This window comes from Bradyrhizobium frederickii (assembly GCF_004570865.1).
Taxonomy (GTDB): Bacteria; Pseudomonadota; Alphaproteobacteria; order Rhizobiales; family Xanthobacteraceae; genus Bradyrhizobium; species Bradyrhizobium frederickii.
Window position 1 is genome coordinate 51,713 of the sequence record NZ_SPQS01000009.1, and the last position, 16,674, is coordinate 68,386.

Consider the following 16,674-nt stretch of genomic DNA (forward strand, 5'->3'; position numbering starts at 1 on the left):
GTCCCCCACATGTCCATCCTCCGCCTCTATACCCGCGTTCTCGAGTTGCTCGGCAACGAGGCGCGGCTGGGCTGGCTGCTCGCGGTCGCCAATCTCTTGCTGGCGGGCTCGCAATTCGCCGAACCCGTGCTGTTCGGCCGGATCGTCGACGTGCTCTCCGGCAAGACCGTGGCCGGCTCGAACTCGGCCTGGCCGTTCCTGGCCGCCTGGGTCGTGTTCGGGCTCTTCACAATCCTGTGCAGCGCGCTCGTGGCCTTGCAAGCCGACCGGCTCTCGCACCGTCAGCGCCAGGCGGTGCTGACCGACTATTTCGAGCACATCCTGCAACTGCCGCTGACCTTCCACTCCGGCACCCATTCGGGCCGGCTGATGAAAGTGATGCTCAACGGCACCGACGCCTTGTGGCGGCTGTGGCTCGGCTTCTTCCGCGAGCATTTTGCCGCGATCCTCTCGGTGTTGGTGCTGCTGCCGCTGTCGCTCTACCTGAACTGGCGGCTCGCCATCCTGCTGTTCGTGCTCTGCATCGTCTTCACCGCACTGACCACCTTCGTGGTGCGCAAGACCTTCGGCATGCAGATGGAGGTCGAAGAGCAATATAGCGAACTCTCGGCGCGCGCTTCCGACGCGCTCGGCAACGTCGCGCTGGTGCAGAGCTTCGTCCGCGTCGAGTCCGAGGTGAAGGGGCTGCGCTCCGTCGCCGATCAATTGCTCGAAGCCCAGATGCCGGTGCTGTCGTGGTGGGCGCTGGTCACCGTCATCACGCGCGCCTCCACCACCATCACCGTGCTGGCGATCTTCACGTTCGGCATCGCGCTGCACGACCAGGGACTGACCTCGGTCGGCGAGATCGTGATGTTCGTGAGCTTCGCGACGATGCTGATCCAGAAGCTCGAACAGGTCGTGAGCTTCGTCAACAACGTGTTCATGGAAGCCCCGCGCCTGCGCGAGTTCTTCAATGTGCTCGACGCCGTGCCCGCCGTGCGCGACCGGTCCGACGCGATCGACGCCGGCAGGCTGTCCGGCCTCGTCGAGTTCAACGACGTCACCTTCTCCTATGACGGCAAGCGGCCGGCGATCGAGGATCTCACCTTCACCGCGCTGCCCGGCCAGACCATCGCGCTGGTCGGCCCGACCGGCGCCGGCAAATCGACCGCGATCGCGCTCTTGCATCGCGCCTTCGACCCGCAATCCGGCGTCATCAAGATCGACGGCATGGACGTGCGCGGCGTGACGCTGACCTCGCTGCGGCGGAACATCGGCGTCGTGTTCCAAGAGGCGCTGCTGTTCAACCGGTCGATCGCGGAGAATTTGCGCGTCGGCAAGCCGGATGCGACCGAGGCCGAGATGCGCCAGGCGGCGGCGCGCGCGCAGGCGCTCGAATTCATCGAGCGCAGCGGCGGCTTCGAGACCAACGCCGGCGAGCGCGGCCGCATGCTGTCCGGCGGCGAGCGGCAGCGCCTGTCAATTGCCCGCGCGCTGTTGAAGGACCCGCCGATCCTGATCCTAGACGAAGCCACCAGCGCGCTCGACGCCGTCACCGAGGCCAAGTTGAATGCTGCTCTCGACGAAGTGATGAAGGGCCGGACCACCTTCGTGATCGCCCATCGCCTTTCCACCATCCGCAACGCCACGCGGATCCTGGTGTTCGAGAACGGCCGCGTGACCGAAAGCGGAACTTTCGATGAACTCGTGGCCAAAGGCGGTCATTTTGCCGAGCTCGCCAGGGCCCAGTTCATGGTGCAGGAAAACGCACGGGCCAGCGTGACGGCCTCCGAGGCTGCCGCGACGGCAGCCAAATCCCCCTAGCAAGTCCCCACGGCGCCGTCGAAATTCGGCCTATTTCATTGCGGAATACCGCGCCCAGCCCCCTATTCTCGACGCATCAGCCGGTATAGGTTTGCGGCGCCGCAAGCGGCGGCGCTGGATTTCAGAACCGACAATCAGATCACGAGAACCGCCGGGAACCGGCGGATCTCCAAGGACCGGAATCGGATAGTGCACGCCCTACGCCCGCTGCTTCGCAAATCCTTGTTCAACCTGGTCGCTGCGGGTCTCGCATGCGCCGCGCTGCTGGCGCCGCGCGCGGCGAGCGCCGAAGCGCTGCTGCTGATCGAGGCCGACAGCGGCAAGGTGCTGCAGGCGGATAACGCGACCATTCCCTGGTATCCGGCCTCCGTCACCAAGATCATGACCGCCTATGTGACGCTGAAGGCGGTCAAGGACGGCAGACTGACGCTCGACACGCTGCTCACGGTTTCGCCGGTCGCGGCCTCGCAATCGCCCTCGAAGATGGGGTTCCGCCCGGGAACGCAGCTCACCGTCGACAACGCCCTGAAGATGATGATGGTCAAGTCGGCGAACGACATGGCCGTGGTGCTGGCCGAAGGCGTCGGCGGTTCGATCGACGGCTTCTCCGCGATAATGAACAATACCGCGAAGAAGCTCGGCATGACGCAGACCAGCTACGTCAATCCGAACGGCCTGCCCGCCGACGGCCAGATCACGTCGGCGCGCGACCTCGGCATCCTCGCGCGCGCATTCCTGCGCGACCTGCCGGAATACGAATATTTCGTGCACATCCCGGCGATCCGCTTCGGCAAGCGCATCACCGGTAATTTCAACAAGCTGATCGGCCGCTATCCCGGCGCCGACGGTTTCAAGACCGGCTTCATCTGCGCCTCCGGCTACAATCTCGTCGCCTCGGCCACGCGCAATGGCCGCCGGCTGATCGCTGTGGTGCTGGGCGCAGGTTCCGGCACGGCGCGCGCGGTGAAGGCGGCACAGCTGCTGGAGCGCGGTTTTGCCCAGGACAATCTCACCTGGCTGCGTCCCTCGCTCGGCACGGTCGATAACCTCGTGCCGGTCGACGCCTCGCCGCCGAACCTGCGCGACGAGATGTGCGGGCCCCACCGCAAGCGGCCGGCCAGCGACGACGACGATGCGCTGATTGCCGCCAATGGCGGCACATCAGGATCGGCCTCGGCCACCGGCGGCGAAGCCCAGGTGACCTTCTTCACCGCCGGCCTGCAGCCGCCCCTGATGAAGGCCTCCGAGCTTATGGCCTCGGCGGCGGCGCCGACCGAGCCTGTGCTGGTCTACACCGGCCCGACCCGCACCGGTACCGCCCTGATCGCGGCGGTCGCGGCCGATGCCGACCAGCAGGCGGCGTCCTCCAAGCCGCGTGGCAAGAAGTCGCGCGTGGCCAAGAAGCCGGATGCGGCCGACAAGCCGAAAGACGCCGGCAAGGACGCCAGCAAGGACACCAAGACCGCAGCGGTGAAGCCGGATGCCAAGCCGGCTGGGGTCAAGAACAATGGCAAGAGCGACGGCAAGACCGACGCAAAGAGCGACTCCAAGAGCGACCCTAAGATTGCGGCGAAGCCGGCAGCGCCCAAGCATGCTGCCGCCAAGCCTGATGCGGCGGCTAAACCCGCCGAGAAGCCTGCGGCCAGCGGCGATCAGAAGCCCGCCAAACCCAAGGCCGCGACCAAGCCCGCGGCCAAGCCGGCCAACAACAGTTAACGGCGCACCCCGGGCCGATCCGGCCCGGCTTCGCACCTGCGGCAGCCGTTCGCGATGATTCCGGTAGCCACCTTCCGACCTTTGCCCTAAGCGTCGACGGCTTGCCAGCGGTTCAGGCAAGCTCGATACTGGCGGTAATGAGGCAAGCCCGAGACACAACGGGCTCTGGTCAATGAGGGGAGTTTTCCATGGAGCGCATCTGGCTCAAGCAATATCCGCCCGGCGTGCCCGCCGATATCGAGCCGACCCAATACGCATCGCTGGTCGACTTGCTGGAGGAGAGCTTCACCAAGTTCGCCGACCGCAAGGCGTTCATCTGCATGGACAAGTCGATCAGCTACCGCGACCTCGACCAGATGTCGGTCGCGCTCGCGGCCTATCTGCAAGGCCGCGGGCTGCAGCGTGGCGCCCGCGTCGCCATCATGATGCCGAACGTGCTGCAATATCCGGTTGCAACCGCCGCGGTGCTGCGTGCCGGCTTCGCCGTCGTCAACGTCAACCCGCTCTACACCCCGCGCGAGCTCGAGCACCAGCTCAAGGATTCCGGCGCTGAAGCCATCATCGTGCTGGAGAATTTCGCCCACACGGTCGAGCAGGTGATCGCCAGGACGGCGGTGAAGCATGTCATCGTCGCCAGCATGGGCGACCTGCTCGGCTTCAAGGGCGTGATCGTCAATCTGGTCGTTCGCCGCGTCAAGAAGATGGTTCCGGCGTGGTCGCTGCCGGGCTCGGTCTCCTTCAACGACGCGCTGTCCGCCGGCCGCGGCATGACCTTCAACAAGCCCAAGCTCTCGCCGGGCGACGTCGCCTTCCTGCAATATACCGGCGGCACCACCGGCGTCTCCAAGGGCGCCACCCTGCTCCATCGCAACATCGTCGCCAACGTCCTGCAGAACGATGCCTGGCTGCAGCCGGCGCTGGCCGCGCCGCCGCATGTCGATCAGCTCATGATCGTCTGCGCGCTGCCGCTCTATCACATCTTCGCGCTGACGGCCTGCTACCTGCTCGCGGTCCGCGCCGGCGGCTGCAACCTGCTGATCCCGAACCCGCGCGACATCGGCGGTTTCATCAAGGAGCTGCAGAAGTACCAGGTCAACACCTTCCCGGCGGTCAACACGCTCTACAACGGGCTGATGCACCATCCGGACTTCAAGAAGATCGACTTCTCGAAGCTGAAAATCTCGAACGGCGGCGGCATGGCCGTGCAGCGTCCCGTTGCCGAGCAATGGAAGAACATCACGGGCTGCAGCATCGCGGAGGGCTACGGCCTGTCGGAGACATCGCCTGTCCTGACCTGCAATCCGCCGACGACGGCCGAGTTCACCGGCTCGATCGGCATCCCCGTGCCATCGACCTACATCTCGATCCGCGATGACGACGGCAACGAGGTCCCGCTGGGCCAGGCGGGTGAAATCTGCGCCAAGGGTCCGCAAGTGATGTCCGGCTACTGGAACAGGCCGGAGGAGACCGCCAAGGTAATGACCGCGGACGGCTACTTCCGCACCGGCGATATCGGCGTGATGGACGAGAAGGGCTATATCAAGATCGTCGACCGCAAGAAGGACATGATCCTGGTCTCCGGCTTCAACGTCTATCCCAACGAGGTCGAGGAGGTGATCGCGAGCCATCCGGGCGTGCTCGAATGCGCCGTGATCGGCATCCCCGATTCCAAATCGGGTGAGGCGGTGAAGGCCTTCGTGGTCAAGAAGGATCCGAACCTCACGGCCGATGCGATCATCACGTTCTGCCACGAGCAGCTCACCGGCTACAAGGTGCCCAAGCACATCGAATTCCGCACCGACCTGCCCAAGACCAATGTCGGCAAGATCCTGCGCCGGCAGCTGCGCGACGAGAAGAAGGCAGAGGCGGCGTAGGCTGCACCGCCGATGACGGACGTCGGCGACATCGCGCCATCAGGCATTCTCGCCTTCTGGCGCGAAGCCGGCCGCGAGCGCTGGTACAAGCGCGACGACGCTTTCGACGCGGAGATCAGGCGCCGCTTTCTTGCGCTGTGGCAGAAGGCGGCCGTCGGCGAACTGGCATCGTGGGAAGACAGCGACGCAGGCGCGCTCGCGCTCGTCATCGTCCTCGACCAATTTCCCCGCAACATGTTTCGCGGCACGCCCGAGGCCTTTGCCAGCGACGCGCTGGCGCGCGAGGTCGCTCGCCGAGCCATCGATCGGGGTGTCGACACCAGGGTCGATCCGATCCTGCTCGAATTCCTCTATCTGCCCTTCATGCATTCGGAGCACCTGGCCGACCAGCTGCATTGCGTCGCGCTGTTTCAAAACGCCGACAATGCCAACGAGGCTGACAATGCCGAGAACCTGAAATACGCCCGGGAGCATGCCGACATCATCCGCCGCTTCGGCCGCTTCCCTCACCGCAACCGCGTCCTCGGGCGTTCGTCCACGGAGGAAGAGCAGGCCTTCCTCGACAGTGGCCGCTTTTCCGGCTGATGACATCGAGGTGAAGAGCCGCCGCCTCCGCCGCTTTCACCGCCGGCAATATTGTGCAGCCCCGCCGCACGGTCTAAAAAGCGGGACCGATTTTCAGGGAGACTGACCATGGCGATCCAGATTGGCGACAAGCTGCCCGAGGCGAAATTCCGCGTGATGACGGCGGAAGGCCCGCAGGTGAAGACCACCGACGATATTTTCAAGGGCAGGAAGGTGGCGCTGTTCGCGGTGCCCGGCGCCTATACCGGCACCTGCCACAAGATGCATCTGCCGAGCATCTTCCTCAACGCCTATGCCATGAAGGACAAGGGCGTCGACACCATCGCGATCGTCTCGGTCAACGACGCCTTCGTCATGAACGCCTGGAAGCGCGACACCGACCAGCGCGACGAGGCCATCTTCCTCGCCGACGGCAACGCCGACTTCACCAAGGCGATCGGCATGGAGCTCGACGCCTCCGCCAACGGCCTCGGCATCCGCTCCAAGCGCTATTCGATGCTGGTCGAGGACGGCGTGGTCAAGAAGCTGAATCTCGAGGCGATGCCCGGCAAGGTCGAGGTCTCCGGCGGCGATACGCTGCTCGGGCAGCTGTAAGCGCTTCACGACAACAGACGCTGTCATGCCCCGGCTTGACCGGGGCATCCAGTACGCCGCGGCCTCTCAATCACACCCGCCTCTGGAATACTGGATCGCCCGCCTTCGCGGGCGATGACAGTTGAAGGTGGAGCGACGACGTCGTCGCCTACTCCCGCACCCGCTGCTGCAACCGCGCCATCGCGATGCCGTCACGCGCGAGCTGATCGGCGCGTTCGTTCTCGGGATGGCCGGCGTGGCCCTTGACCCAGTGCCAGCGGATCTCGTGCTGCTTCAGCGCGGCGTCGAGGCGCTGCCATAGCTCGACATTCTTCACCGGCTTCTTGTCGGCGGTGCGCCAGCCGTTGCGCTTCCAGCCGAAGATCCAGCCGGTGATGCCCTGCCGGACGTACTGGCTGTCCGTGTAGAGATCGACGATGCACGGCTTCTTCAGCGCTTCGAGCGCCGAGATCGCCGCCATCAGCTCCATCTGGTTGTTGGTGGTGTGGCGCTCGCCGCCGTTCAGCTCTTTTTCCTTGTCGCCGAACTTCAGGATCGCGCCCCAGCCGCCCGGCCCGGGATTTCCCGAGCAGGCGCCGTCGGTATAGATCGTGACATTGGGACGCTCGCTCACGCCACCAGCCCCGACGGCATCAGTCCATAGTCGCGCACGCTGCTGACGCTCTGGTGGAAGCGCAGCTTGCGGACATATTCCAGCGGATCCTTCGGCTTCACCAACGCACCGGGCGGGACGTTGAGCCAGTCGACCAGCCGCGTCAGCAGGAAACGGATCGCCGCCCCGCGCGCCAGCAGCGGCAGCGCGGCCTCTTCCGCCTCGGAGAGCTTCCGCACCCGGCCATAGGCGTTGAGAAAGGCCCGCGCCTTGGTGACGTTGAAGGAATGATCCGGCTCGAAGCACCAGGCGTTGAGGCAGATCGCGACGTCGTAGGCCAGCATGTCGTTGCAGGCGAAGGTGAAGTCGATGATCCCGGAGAGCTTGTCGCCGAGGAAGAAGACGTTGTCGTTGAAGAGGTCGGCGTGGATCACGCCTTCCGGCAGATCGGTCGGCCAGATTCCGCTCGAGAGATGATCGAGCTCGGCCGCGAGGAACGCGCGCAGTCCCGGCTGCACCTCGTCGGCGCGGTTCGACGCCGCATCGAACAGCGGCCGCCAGCCCGAGACCGACAGCGCGTTGGCGCGCTTGATCCCGAAGTTCGCGCCGGCCAGATGCATCTTCGCCAGTCCCTCGCCGACGCCGGCGCAATGCGCCACGGTCGGCTTGCGCGGCCACATGCCTTCGAGAAAGGTGATGATCGCCGCAGGCCGTCCCGACAGCTCGCGCAGCGCCTCGCCGTCGCGTCCCTTCACCGGCAGCGGGCAGTTGACGCCGTGCTCGGCCAGATGGGCCATCAGCGCGAGGAAGAACGGCAAATCGTTCTTCGCCACCCGCTTCTCGTAGAGCGTGAGGATGAACGACCCCTGGCTGGTATGCAGCAGGAAGTTGGTGTTCTCGACGCCCTCGGCGATGCCCTTGTAGGAAAGCAATTCGCCGAGATCATATTGCTTCAGGAAATCCGCAAGCTCGTCGGCGGCGACGTCGGTGTAGACCGCCATCAAGGTCTACTCGGCGGCAGCTTCGGGACGCACCTGACGCGGCAGCGGGAAGAACTCGTTCTCTTCCGCGGCCGAGACCGTCTCCACATGCAGCGTGTAGCGCTCGGCGAAGGCGTCCATGATCTCCTCGACGATCACCTCCGGCGCGGAGGCGCCGGCGGTGATGCCGAGGCTCGTGAGGTTGCCGAACTTGTCCCAGTCGATGTCGGCGGCGCGCTGCGCCAGCACCGCGATCTTGCAGCCCTCGCGCTCGGCAACCTCACGCAGTCGCTGCGAGTTCGACGAATTGGGGGCACCGACGACGATGAGCGCGTCCACCACCGGCGCCACCTTCTTCACCGCGAGCTGGCGGTTGGTGGTGGCGTAGCAGATGTCTTCCTTGTGCGGGCCGTTGATGTTGGGGAAGCGCTCCTTCAAGAGCGCCACGATCTCCGCGGTGTCGTCGATCGACAGCGTGGTCTGGGTCACGAAGGCGAGGTTGTTGGGGTCCTGCGGGGCGATGGTCTTGGCGTCCTCGGCGGTCTCGATCAGGGTCACGGCGCCGGCCGGAAGCTGGCCGAGCGTGCCGACCACCTCGGGGTGATGAGAGTGGCCGATCAGGAAGATCTCGCGGCCACGCTTGAAATGGATCGCGGCCTCGCGATGGACCTTGGTCACCAGCGGGCAGGTCGCATCCAGCGAGAACAGATTGCGGGACTGCGCGTCGGCCGGAACCGATTTCGGCACGCCATGGGCCGAGAAGACCACCGGCGCGGTGGTGTTCTCCGGGATTTCGGCGAGCTCCTCGACGAAGATGGCGCCCTTCTTCTTCAACCCGTCGACGACGTATTTGTTGTGCACAATCTCGTGGCGAACATAGACGGGGGCGCCGTATTTATCGAGCGCCCGTTCCACGGTGTCGATCGCCCGGACCACCCCGGCACAGAAGCCGCGGGGAGAACAAAGCACGATCTTGAGGTCTGGTTTGGCTGACATTGAGCGATCTCGGGACCGAATCACCCGTTTCGCCTTCCGGCGGGGGCGGTCGATGGATGGAATAGGGCTTAAAACGGTCGGGTTGAACTATACCGCGGTTTCCAAGGGAATTGGGCCCCCTTTCGGGCGCTGTCAAGGCACTATCTATAGCAGAACCATTGCGTGGCCAGCCCCTCCGGGCTTATATAGCGCGAATTCCCTGTCATCGCTGATGACCACCGGTTTCGCCTCCAGAGGGGTGGGCGAAGCACAAAGGAGATTTGCCATGAGCAACGCACCTCTGATGCCCAAGGCGACCGCCGTTTGGCTGCTCGACAACACCGCGCTGACCTTCGACCAGGTCGCCGATTTCACCAAGATGCATCCCCTCGAGGTGCGCGCGATCGCTGATGGCGATGCGGCCCAGGGCATCAAGGGCATGGATCCCCTCTCCAACGGCCAGCTCACCCGCGAGGAGATCGAGAAGGGCGAGAAGAACCCGGATTACCGGCTCCGCCTCCAGGAGAGCAAGGTGGTGCTGCCGCCGCAGCCCAAGCGCAAGGGCCCGCGCTACACCCCGGTATCGCGCCGCCACGAGCGTCCGAGCGCCATCCTCTGGCTGCTGCGCAGCCATCCCGAGCTCAAGGACGCCCAGATCATGCGTCTGGTCGGCACCACCAAGAGCACCATTGCCAGCGTGCGTGACCGCACCCACTGGAACACGTCCCAGCTCACCCCGATCGATCCCGTCACCCTCGGCCTTTGCTCGCAGATCGAGCTCGATTTCGAGGTGCAGCGCGCCGCCAAGGAAAAGCCGATCGACGCCGCCTATGGCGGCGCCACGCTGCTGCCGGCCTCCGAGACCACCCGCAAGGACGAATACGAATCCGCGGAGAAGTCCAGCGACGACCTCAACGTCGACGCCGTGTTCGCCAAGCTGAAGACGCTCGGTGGCAAGAAGCAGGACGCCGAGGAGGAGTAGTTCCTCCCTCTTCGCCCGCTTCAAACGCAAAAAGCGCGGCAGGGAAGCCTGCCGCGCTTTTTGCTTTGTGAAGACGGGCTGAGCGAGTGTGACGCGTGTCGCCACACGCACACTGCGTCCCCTCCCCCCTTGCGGGGGAGGGTTAGGGAGAGGGGTACCCCACGGGGACTCCCTCCATCACCTCGAAGCGGTGCGACTCTTGCACACCGCTTGCTGAGCTACCCCTCTCCCCCGCCCTCCCCCGCAAGGGGGGAGGGAGCGCAGGGTCGGCTGTGGTCACAGCTCGTCTCCAAGCAACAATCTCAGAACTTGTACGTCACGCCGGCGCCGACCAGCCACGGATCGATATGCGCGGTGCCGGTGACCGGCAGGCCGGAGACGGTGGCGCTGTAATCCGGGCGCAGCCAGAGCTTCTTGACGTCGACGTTGAGACCCCAGTGCCGGTCGATCATGTAGTCGAAGCCGAACTGCACGGCGCCGCCCCATGCGTTGCTGACATGCAGGTTGGTGGTGGTGGCGACGATCGCGGGCGGACCGACGATCGCGGAAGGCGTATTGCGGGCGGAAGTGTTGAAGAACACGGTGTAGTTCACGCCGGCGCCGACATAGGGCTTGAACGCGCCGAACTGGTCGAAGTGATATTGCAGCGTCAGGGTCGGCGGCAGCAGCGTGGTCTTGCCGATCGGCAGGTTTGCGAGCGAGCCGGTGCCGTTGATCGAGTGCCGGGTCACGCCGAGGATCAGCTCGGCCGCGATGTTCTTGGTGAAGAAATAGCTGATGTCGAGCTCGGGGACGACCTGGTCGCTGATCGAGAGGCCGGAATTCGGCGAGGACAGCGAGGGCACGCCCGCCACATTGACGGTCGAGCTGCCGCCATCCGGCAACACGCCGAGCACGCGCAGGCGCACCATCCACGGATTGAATGCCTCCACCGGCGGCGGCGCCTTCTTGTAGACAGGCAAATCGGCAGCTTGCACCGATGCAAACGTGCCCGCCAGCATCGCGCCAAAAGTCGCAAGCCGCGCCAGGTTTCTTGTCGTTCTCTGCATTTCAATCCCCTTCAGCCATCTCTCGCGCATCGTTGCGCGACATGAGCGTCAGAGCAGAAAGGGGACGCTGGAGGATTTGATCTCGATCAATTCAGGCGGACGCCGCCACGATTTGGCCACGGCGTTGCATATGTGTCACGAAAACCAGGCAGGCGAGACGCGCTGGCGGCAACATAGTGCCCCCCCACACGTCAAGGCCGCTCGGGATGGTTCAGCATGTATTCGCCGAGATCGCGCTGGCGGCGGTCGGCGCGCGCGGTGGCGGCGTTGCGCTGGACGTCGCGGTCCTTGCGGCAGGCCACGTATTCCGGCGAGCCCTGCGCATAGCCGCGGCTCTGGCACACCGCGTCGTCATCGTCACCGCCCACCGCCACCGTATTCTGGTAGCGCGCGGAGCAGGCGGAAACAGCGGTGGCGAGCAGCACAGCTGCAAGCAGGCGCGGCGCGGCGGCAAGTGGCATACAAGGTCCCCTATTGGCCGGCCCTGTTTAGCGCGGAATACGGAGATTGTAAGTCCCTGGACGCTATTCCACGCACGCTGTCATTCCCTGCGAAAGCGGGGAATCCAGCACGCCGCGGCCTATCGGCTCCAGCATCGCCGTCTCTGGAATACTAGATCACCCGCTTTCGCGGGTGATGACGGCGGCGTTGGGGGAGCGGTCCCGCGTCTCACTGGCGTGACCGCCAGAGAGAACCTCACACCCGTCCCTTCAGCGCCTCCCCGATCTCGTCGAGCGCCTTGGGATCCTCGATCGTCGCCGGCATGGTCCAGGACTCGCCGTCGGCGATCTTCTTGATGGTGCCGCGCAGAATCTTGCCGGAGCGCGTCTTGGGCAGGCGGCCGACGGTGATCGCGAGCTTGAAGGCGGCGACCGGGCCGAGCTTGTCGCGCACCAGCGCGATGATCTCCTTCTCGATCTCGGCCGGCGCCCGTTTCACGCCGGCCTTGAGCACCAGGAATCCGCAGGGCACCTCGCCCTTGATCGCGTCCTTGACGCCGAGCACGGCGCATTCGGCGACATCGGGATGCGAGGCCAGGATCTCCTCCATGCCGCCGGTGGAGAGCCGATGGCCGGCGACGTTGATGATGTCGTCGGTGCGGCCCATGACGAAGACATAGCCGTCCTCGTCCTTGTAGCCGGCATCCGAGGTTTTGTAGTAGCCGGGGAATTCGCTCAAATACGCTTCCTTGAAGCGCGTGTCCTGATTCCACAGCGTCGGCAGACAGCCCGGCGGCATCGGCAGCTTGATGACAATCGAGCCCATGGTGTTGGGGCCGACCGGCTTTGCCGCCTCGTCGACCACGTCGACCTGGTAGCCCGGCATCGGCACCGTCGGCGAGCCGTGCTTCACGGGCAGCATGCCGAGCCCGACCGGATTGCCGGCGATGCACCAGCCTGTCTCGGTCTGCCACCAATGGTCGATCACCGGCACCTTCAGCTGCGCTTCCGCCCATTCGACCGTCGGCGGATCGGCGCGCTCACCGGCGAGGAACAGGGTGCGGAATTTCGAGAGGTCGTATTGCCGGATGAACTTTCCTTCCGGATCCTCTTTCCGGATCGCGCGGAACGCGGTCGGCGCGGTGAACAATGCAACCGCCTTGTGCTCCGAGATCACGCGCCAGAACGCGCCGGCGTCGGGTGTGCCGACCGGCTTGCCCTCGTACATTATCGTCGTCGCGCCGTGCAGCAGCGGGCCGTAGACGATGTAGCTGTGGCCGACCACCCAGCCGATATCGGAGCCGCACCACCACACCTCGCCCGGCTTGATGCCATAGAGGTTGAACATCGACCATTTCACCGCGACGAGATGGCCGCCATTGTCGCGCACGACGCCCTTCGGGACGCCCGTGGTGCCCGAGGTGTAGAGGATGTAGAGCGGATCGGTCGCGGCAACAGGCGCGCAAGCTGCCTTCTTGCCGTCATTCAGCGCCTTGCGGCGCAGGCTCGCCCAATCGTAGTCCCGGCCCGGCGTCAGATCGCAGGTGAGCTGCGGACGTTGCAGGACGATGCAGGCTTTCGGCTTGCTGCCGGCAAGCTTGACCGCCTCGTCGAGCAGCGGCTTGTACTGCACGATGCGGCCGGGCTCGATGCCGCAGCTTGCGGAGAGAATGAGTTTCGGCTGCGCGTCGTCGATGCGGGTGGCGAGCTCCTTCGCTGCGAAGCCGCCGAACACCACGGAATGCACCGCCCCGATCCGCGCGCACGCGAGCATCGCGACCACGGCCTCCGGCACCATCGGCATATAGAGGATGACACGATCGCCCTTGGCGACGCCGAAATCCTGCATGATCGCGGAGAGCGCCTGCACCTCGTCCAGCAGTTCGGCATAGGTAAGTTTGGTGACGCTGCCGGTCAGCGGCGAATCGTGGATCAGCGCGACCTGGTCGGCGCGGCCGCCTTCGACATGGCGGTCGAGCGCGTTGTAGCAGGTATTGACGACACCGCCGGTGAACCAGCGGCCGTAGGTTCCTTGGCTTGGATCGAAGATCGACTTGGGCGGCTCGATCCAGTCGATGTCTTTGGCGGCCTCGGCCCAGAAGCCTTCGGGGTCGGCGAGCGAGCGTGCATGGACCTCGTGATAGAGACTCTTGCCCTGGATGTTCATTCCCGCGCTCCCGTTCCCTTTATTCGGCTGGGCCCGAACCTCGTGGCAGGACAGACGCCCCGCCATGACCAGGATCAATGCCGGCCTTGTTTGAGGGCTATTTTCCCGGGAACGGGCCGCGGTTCAAGCTGAAAAGGATGCATCTTCTCCCTCTCCCCGTTCTTGCGGGTCGCAACGAGCTCCGCTCGCGCTGAGAGGGTCGGGGGCTGCATCCGCGGTCACGGTGAGGGTTGGACGCGCGCAGAGTCCCCTCACCCGCAGGCGGAAGGGCTATTGCATATGAATTACACGAGGACTGTCTGCAGGCTTGCTCCGCCTCTCCCGCTTGCGGGGAGAGGCCGACGCGCTCGCAGAGCGCGGCGGGTGAGGGCTCTCGCCGCACGGGGACATCCTCAGTTATTCTCAATAGTCCCTGCGCGGAGACACCCTCTCCCCAACCCTCTCAGCGCGAGCGAAGCTCGTCGCGCCCCGCACGCGGGGGAGGGAGCCCACTGCCGATGCCGCTGCATCAGGCACATCATATGCGATTGCCCCGTCGAAAGCGGGGAGAGGCGAAGGGGCGATCAACTGTCCATCGCATTCAGCCGCAGCAAGCGATCCTGCATGACCTTCTTCAGATCATAGCCGGGGCGACGGAAGCTCGCATCGCGCGTGACGAGGAAATCGCGCTGGGACTTGCGCAGGCCTTCCGCCGCGCGCTTGCTTGCGGATTTCAGCACACGCTCGTAAGCCTCGGCGATCTGGCGGTCAAGCACGCCAAGCTGCGGATCGGCGCAGATCACTTGCTCGACCTCGCGCTTCGCGGTGGCGCAATCGAATGACGGACCGCGATCATCGGCCGAGCGCGCATGAATAGGGCCCGGGGACGCCGCGCCGAATTTCGCGATCTCGGCGATCGTGGCCCGGCGGCCATTCGCGGCGTTCTCGTTGCCGGGGTCGAGCTTCAGCGCCATCTCGTAGTCCGCCAGCGCCTTCTTACGCTCGCCCATCTTCTTGTAGAGCACGGCGCGGTTGTTGTAGGTCTTCGCGAAATTCGGATCGAGCTTCAGCGCCGCCTCGTAGTCGCTCAGCGCGGCCCCGAGCTCGCCCTTGAATTGATAGGAATCGCCGCGGTTGGTCAGGAAGTTGGCGCGCGGCTCCCGCCGGATCGCCAGGTCGTAATCGGCAATGGCCTTGTCGTACTCGCCCATCGCCGCATAGATCAGGCCGCGGTTGTCGTAATACTCCGGCACCTTGGGATCGAGCCTGATCGCCTCGCCGTCATCGGCGAGCGCCTTGTCGAGCTGGCCGAGCTTCTTATAGGCCGCTCCACGATTGGTATAGGTGCGGGGCCGGTCGGGGTCGAGCCGCAAGGCCTCGTCGAAATTCCGGATCGCCTTTTCGTTGTCGCCGCCGAGATAGTGGGCCACGCCGCGGTCGGACCAGGCCTGCGCAAAGTCCGGCTTCAGCTTGATCGCCTGGTCGTAGTCGGCGAGCGCGCGGTCGAGCCGGCGCTGATTGGTGTAGACGATACCGCGCAGCTCGTAGGCCTCTGCGTCTGCGGGATCGAGCTCGATCGCCTTGCTGAGGTCGGCCGCGGCGCGGTTGAGATCGCCGCCGGCCTCGCGCAGGAGGTCACCGCGCAGGCGCCAGGCCTTCGCATTCCTGCCGTCGAGCGCAATGGCGCGGTCGATGTCCCGTAACGCCTGGGTGAGGCCGCCCAACGTCCGGGCATGGGCGTCGGCGCGAACCAGCAGGGCCGCGGCACGATCGGAGGCGGGATTGGCGGTCTGGTCGATGATAGCCGTGCAGGCGGGCATCAGCTCCGCTGGAGCAGCCTTGCTGCCCATCACGCAGTCGGTACCGGCCGAGGCCGGCGCAGCGAGGACAAGGCTCATGGCAGCGCTGAGAAGCAAGGCGCGAAACGAGCTTTTGGCAAGCGAAAGCGCTTGCGCGGAAGGATGCGTGCCGCACATGGCAGATTGCTCCGTGACGTCAGGTTTTCACCATTGTCGCGTCGGGCACGGAATGGGTTCAATTCGGGCTGGCTGGGAGCGCCCCGCTGCATCACTCCCTGCCCCGCTTGCGGGAGGGGCGAACAGGCCTCAATACCCGTCTACCCCGTTGATCTGTTGCAGCCGCTCCTGCATCGCCTTCTTCAGATCATAGCCCGGCCGGCCGTACGCCGCATTGCGGCGGGCGATGAACGCGTCCTGCTCGCGCTGGAGCCTCCTGGCCTCCGCCGGATTGGGCGCTTCCCGAACCGCACGCGCGCTCGACCCGAAAATCTCGCGGTCGAGATCGGCCAGCTCGCGATTTCTGCAGATCGCCTTCTCCACGGCCCGGACCGCATTCCGGCAATTGAAGCTGGGCTTGCCGGCGACGGCCATCTGCGCGCCGATGCGCTCGAGCTCGCGCGCCATCGCCTTGTGATTGGCCTTGGCCTTCTCGTGGTTCGGATCGATCTTCAGGGCCGCGCCGAAATCCTGCACCGCCTTGGGCTTGTCGCCCTTCCTGAGCCAGAGCTCGCCGCGCGCATTGAAGATGTCGGCAAGCGTGGGATCGAGCAGGAGAACGCGGCTGTCGTCAGCGATGGCGCGGTCGACCTGATCGTGCCGCGCATAGAGCGCCGCGCGCGCGACCAGCGCCTTGATCAGATCCCCCTTGGCGGTCTTCTCGTTGTCGATCACGGCGGCGCAGGCCGTGGCGGCCCTGTCCATGTCGTCGGCCGCGGCCGCCGCGAGACATGATTCAACATCGACCTTGATCACCGCAGCCGGCTCGCCGCCGGTCGCAGCCTGGGCGGCGCCGAGCGAGAGCGCGCAAAGCAATACGGCACCTGACGATTGAATGAGTTTTTGAAAACGCATGCTCGTTGCAGTCGGAAGTCTTGCTTTCGGCGTTGCTCTCGGTCTTGCCTTACGCCTTGCCTCGG

Annotated in this window: 14 protein-coding genes; 6 read left to right on the forward strand and 8 right to left on the reverse strand. The window is 65.2% G+C overall.

From position 1 onward, the window contains the following. The first annotated feature begins 9 nt into the window (after window positions 1-9). The 5 genes from E4K64_RS16945 to E4K64_RS16965 all read left to right on the forward strand — a co-directional run bounded on the left by E4K64_RS16945 (window position 10) and on the right by E4K64_RS16965 (window position 6,575). Window positions 10-1,806 carry a glucan ABC transporter ATP-binding protein/ permease gene (locus E4K64_RS16945; RefSeq protein WP_135164532.1) on the forward strand — a complete coding sequence of 599 codons (1,797 nt, stop codon included), beginning with the start codon at window positions 10-12 and terminating at the stop codon, window positions 1,804-1,806. A 189-nt stretch (window positions 1,807-1,995) separates the two neighbouring features. Next, window positions 1,996-3,522 (forward strand): D-alanyl-D-alanine carboxypeptidase family protein, encoded by a 1,527-nt coding sequence (locus tag E4K64_RS16950; protein WP_135164533.1) that lies wholly within the window; start codon window positions 1,996-1,998, stop codon window positions 3,520-3,522. A gap of 188 nt (window positions 3,523-3,710) precedes the next feature. Then, window positions 3,711-5,396 (forward strand): long-chain fatty acid--CoA ligase, encoded by a 1,686-nt coding sequence (locus E4K64_RS16955; protein WP_135164534.1) that lies wholly within the window; start codon window positions 3,711-3,713, stop codon window positions 5,394-5,396. 12 nt (window positions 5,397-5,408) lie between these two features. Continuing rightward, window positions 5,409-5,981 carry a DUF924 family protein gene (locus tag E4K64_RS16960; RefSeq protein ID WP_135164535.1) on the forward strand — a complete coding sequence of 191 codons (573 nt, stop codon included), beginning with the start codon at window positions 5,409-5,411 and terminating at the stop codon, window positions 5,979-5,981. Between the two features lie 108 nt (window positions 5,982-6,089). Next, complete coding sequence (locus E4K64_RS16965; protein ID WP_135164536.1) at window positions 6,090-6,575, forward strand: peroxiredoxin; 486 nt, start codon at window positions 6,090-6,092, stop codon at window positions 6,573-6,575. Between the two features lie 148 nt (window positions 6,576-6,723). On the opposite strand, the gene rnhA is transcribed toward E4K64_RS16965, so the two are convergent. Genes rnhA through ispH form a run of 3 tightly spaced genes read right to left on the reverse strand, consistent with a single transcriptional unit; the run spans window position 6,724 to window position 9,143 of the window. After that, a complete protein-coding gene (gene rnhA / locus E4K64_RS16975) occupies window positions 6,724-7,188 on the reverse strand; it encodes a ribonuclease HI (RefSeq protein ID WP_135164537.1) in 465 nt (154 codons plus the stop codon). Continuing rightward, window positions 7,185-8,168 (reverse strand): homoserine kinase, encoded by a 984-nt coding sequence (locus E4K64_RS16980; RefSeq protein WP_135164538.1) that lies wholly within the window; start codon window positions 8,166-8,168, stop codon window positions 7,185-7,187. The genes rnhA and E4K64_RS16980 overlap by 4 nt, the downstream gene beginning before the upstream one ends. Before the next feature lie 6 nt (window positions 8,169-8,174). Beyond that, on the reverse strand, window positions 8,175-9,143 hold the full coding sequence (gene ispH / locus E4K64_RS16985; protein WP_126260369.1) for a 4-hydroxy-3-methylbut-2-enyl diphosphate reductase: 969 nt from the start codon (window positions 9,141-9,143) through the stop codon (window positions 8,175-8,177). A gap of 265 nt (window positions 9,144-9,408) precedes the next feature. On the opposite strand from ispH, the gene E4K64_RS16990 reads away from it, so the two are divergent. Next, window positions 9,409-10,104 carry a DUF1013 domain-containing protein gene (locus tag E4K64_RS16990; protein ID WP_167772063.1) on the forward strand — a complete coding sequence of 232 codons (696 nt, stop codon included), beginning with the start codon at window positions 9,409-9,411 and terminating at the stop codon, window positions 10,102-10,104. A gap of 302 nt (window positions 10,105-10,406) precedes the next feature. Here E4K64_RS16990 and E4K64_RS16995 read toward each other — a convergent pair whose 3' ends face one another. The 5 genes from E4K64_RS16995 to E4K64_RS17015 form a co-directional block, all read right to left on the reverse strand. After that, window positions 10,407-11,153, reverse strand: a complete 747-nt coding sequence (locus E4K64_RS16995; protein ID WP_167772064.1) for an OmpW/AlkL family protein — start codon at window positions 11,151-11,153, stop codon at window positions 10,407-10,409. Between the two features lie 191 nt (window positions 11,154-11,344). Further along, window positions 11,345-11,614 carry a hypothetical protein gene (locus E4K64_RS17000; RefSeq protein WP_135164541.1) on the reverse strand — a complete coding sequence of 90 codons (270 nt, stop codon included), beginning with the start codon at window positions 11,612-11,614 and terminating at the stop codon, window positions 11,345-11,347. Window positions 11,615-11,849: 235 nt separating this feature from the next. Continuing rightward, window positions 11,850-13,760, reverse strand: a complete 1,911-nt coding sequence (locus tag E4K64_RS17005; protein ID WP_135164542.1) for a propionyl-CoA synthetase — start codon at window positions 13,758-13,760, stop codon at window positions 11,850-11,852. 563 nt (window positions 13,761-14,323) lie between these two features. Further along, a complete protein-coding gene (locus E4K64_RS17010; RefSeq protein WP_135164543.1) occupies window positions 14,324-15,715 on the reverse strand; it encodes a tetratricopeptide repeat protein in 1,392 nt (463 codons plus the stop codon). A 129-nt stretch (window positions 15,716-15,844) separates the two neighbouring features. Beyond that, the gene (locus E4K64_RS17015; protein WP_135164544.1) at window positions 15,845-16,609 is read right to left on the reverse strand and encodes a tetratricopeptide repeat protein; all 765 of its coding nucleotides are present in this window, start codon (window positions 16,607-16,609) and stop codon (window positions 15,845-15,847) included. Window positions 16,610-16,674 lie beyond the last annotated feature (65 nt).

Excerpts from the sequence above, each read along its gene's own strand:
- E4K64_RS16945 (WP_135164532.1), top strand. The coding sequence starts at position 10 with ATGTCCATCCTCCGCCTCTATACCCGCGTTCTCGAGTTGCTCGGCAAC.
- E4K64_RS16955 (WP_135164534.1), top strand. The coding sequence starts at position 3,711 with ATGGAGCGCATCTGGCTCAAGCAATATCCGCCCGGCGTGCCCGCCGAT.
- E4K64_RS16960 (WP_135164535.1), top strand. The coding sequence starts at position 5,409 with ATGACGGACGTCGGCGACATCGCGCCATCAGGCATTCTCGCCTTCTGG.
- E4K64_RS16965 (WP_135164536.1), top strand. The coding sequence starts at position 6,090 with ATGGCGATCCAGATTGGCGACAAGCTGCCCGAGGCGAAATTCCGCGTG.
- E4K64_RS16980 (WP_135164538.1), bottom strand. The coding sequence starts at position 8,168 with ATGGCGGTCTACACCGACGTCGCCGCCGACGAGCTTGCGGATTTCCTG.
- ispH (WP_126260369.1), bottom strand. The coding sequence starts at position 9,143 with ATGTCAGCCAAACCAGACCTCAAGATCGTGCTTTGTTCTCCCCGCGGC.
- E4K64_RS16990 (WP_167772063.1), top strand. The coding sequence starts at position 9,409 with ATGAGCAACGCACCTCTGATGCCCAAGGCGACCGCCGTTTGGCTGCTC.
- E4K64_RS16995 (WP_167772064.1), bottom strand. The coding sequence starts at position 11,153 with ATGCAGAGAACGACAAGAAACCTGGCGCGGCTTGCGACTTTTGGCGCG.
- E4K64_RS17000 (WP_135164541.1), bottom strand. The coding sequence starts at position 11,614 with ATGCCACTTGCCGCCGCGCCGCGCCTGCTTGCAGCTGTGCTGCTCGCC.
- E4K64_RS17005 (WP_135164542.1), bottom strand. The coding sequence starts at position 13,760 with ATGAACATCCAGGGCAAGAGTCTCTATCACGAGGTCCATGCACGCTCG.
- E4K64_RS17010 (WP_135164543.1), bottom strand. The coding sequence starts at position 15,715 with ATGTGCGGCACGCATCCTTCCGCGCAAGCGCTTTCGCTTGCCAAAAGC.
- E4K64_RS17015 (WP_135164544.1), bottom strand. The coding sequence starts at position 16,609 with ATGCGTTTTCAAAAACTCATTCAATCGTCAGGTGCCGTATTGCTTTGC.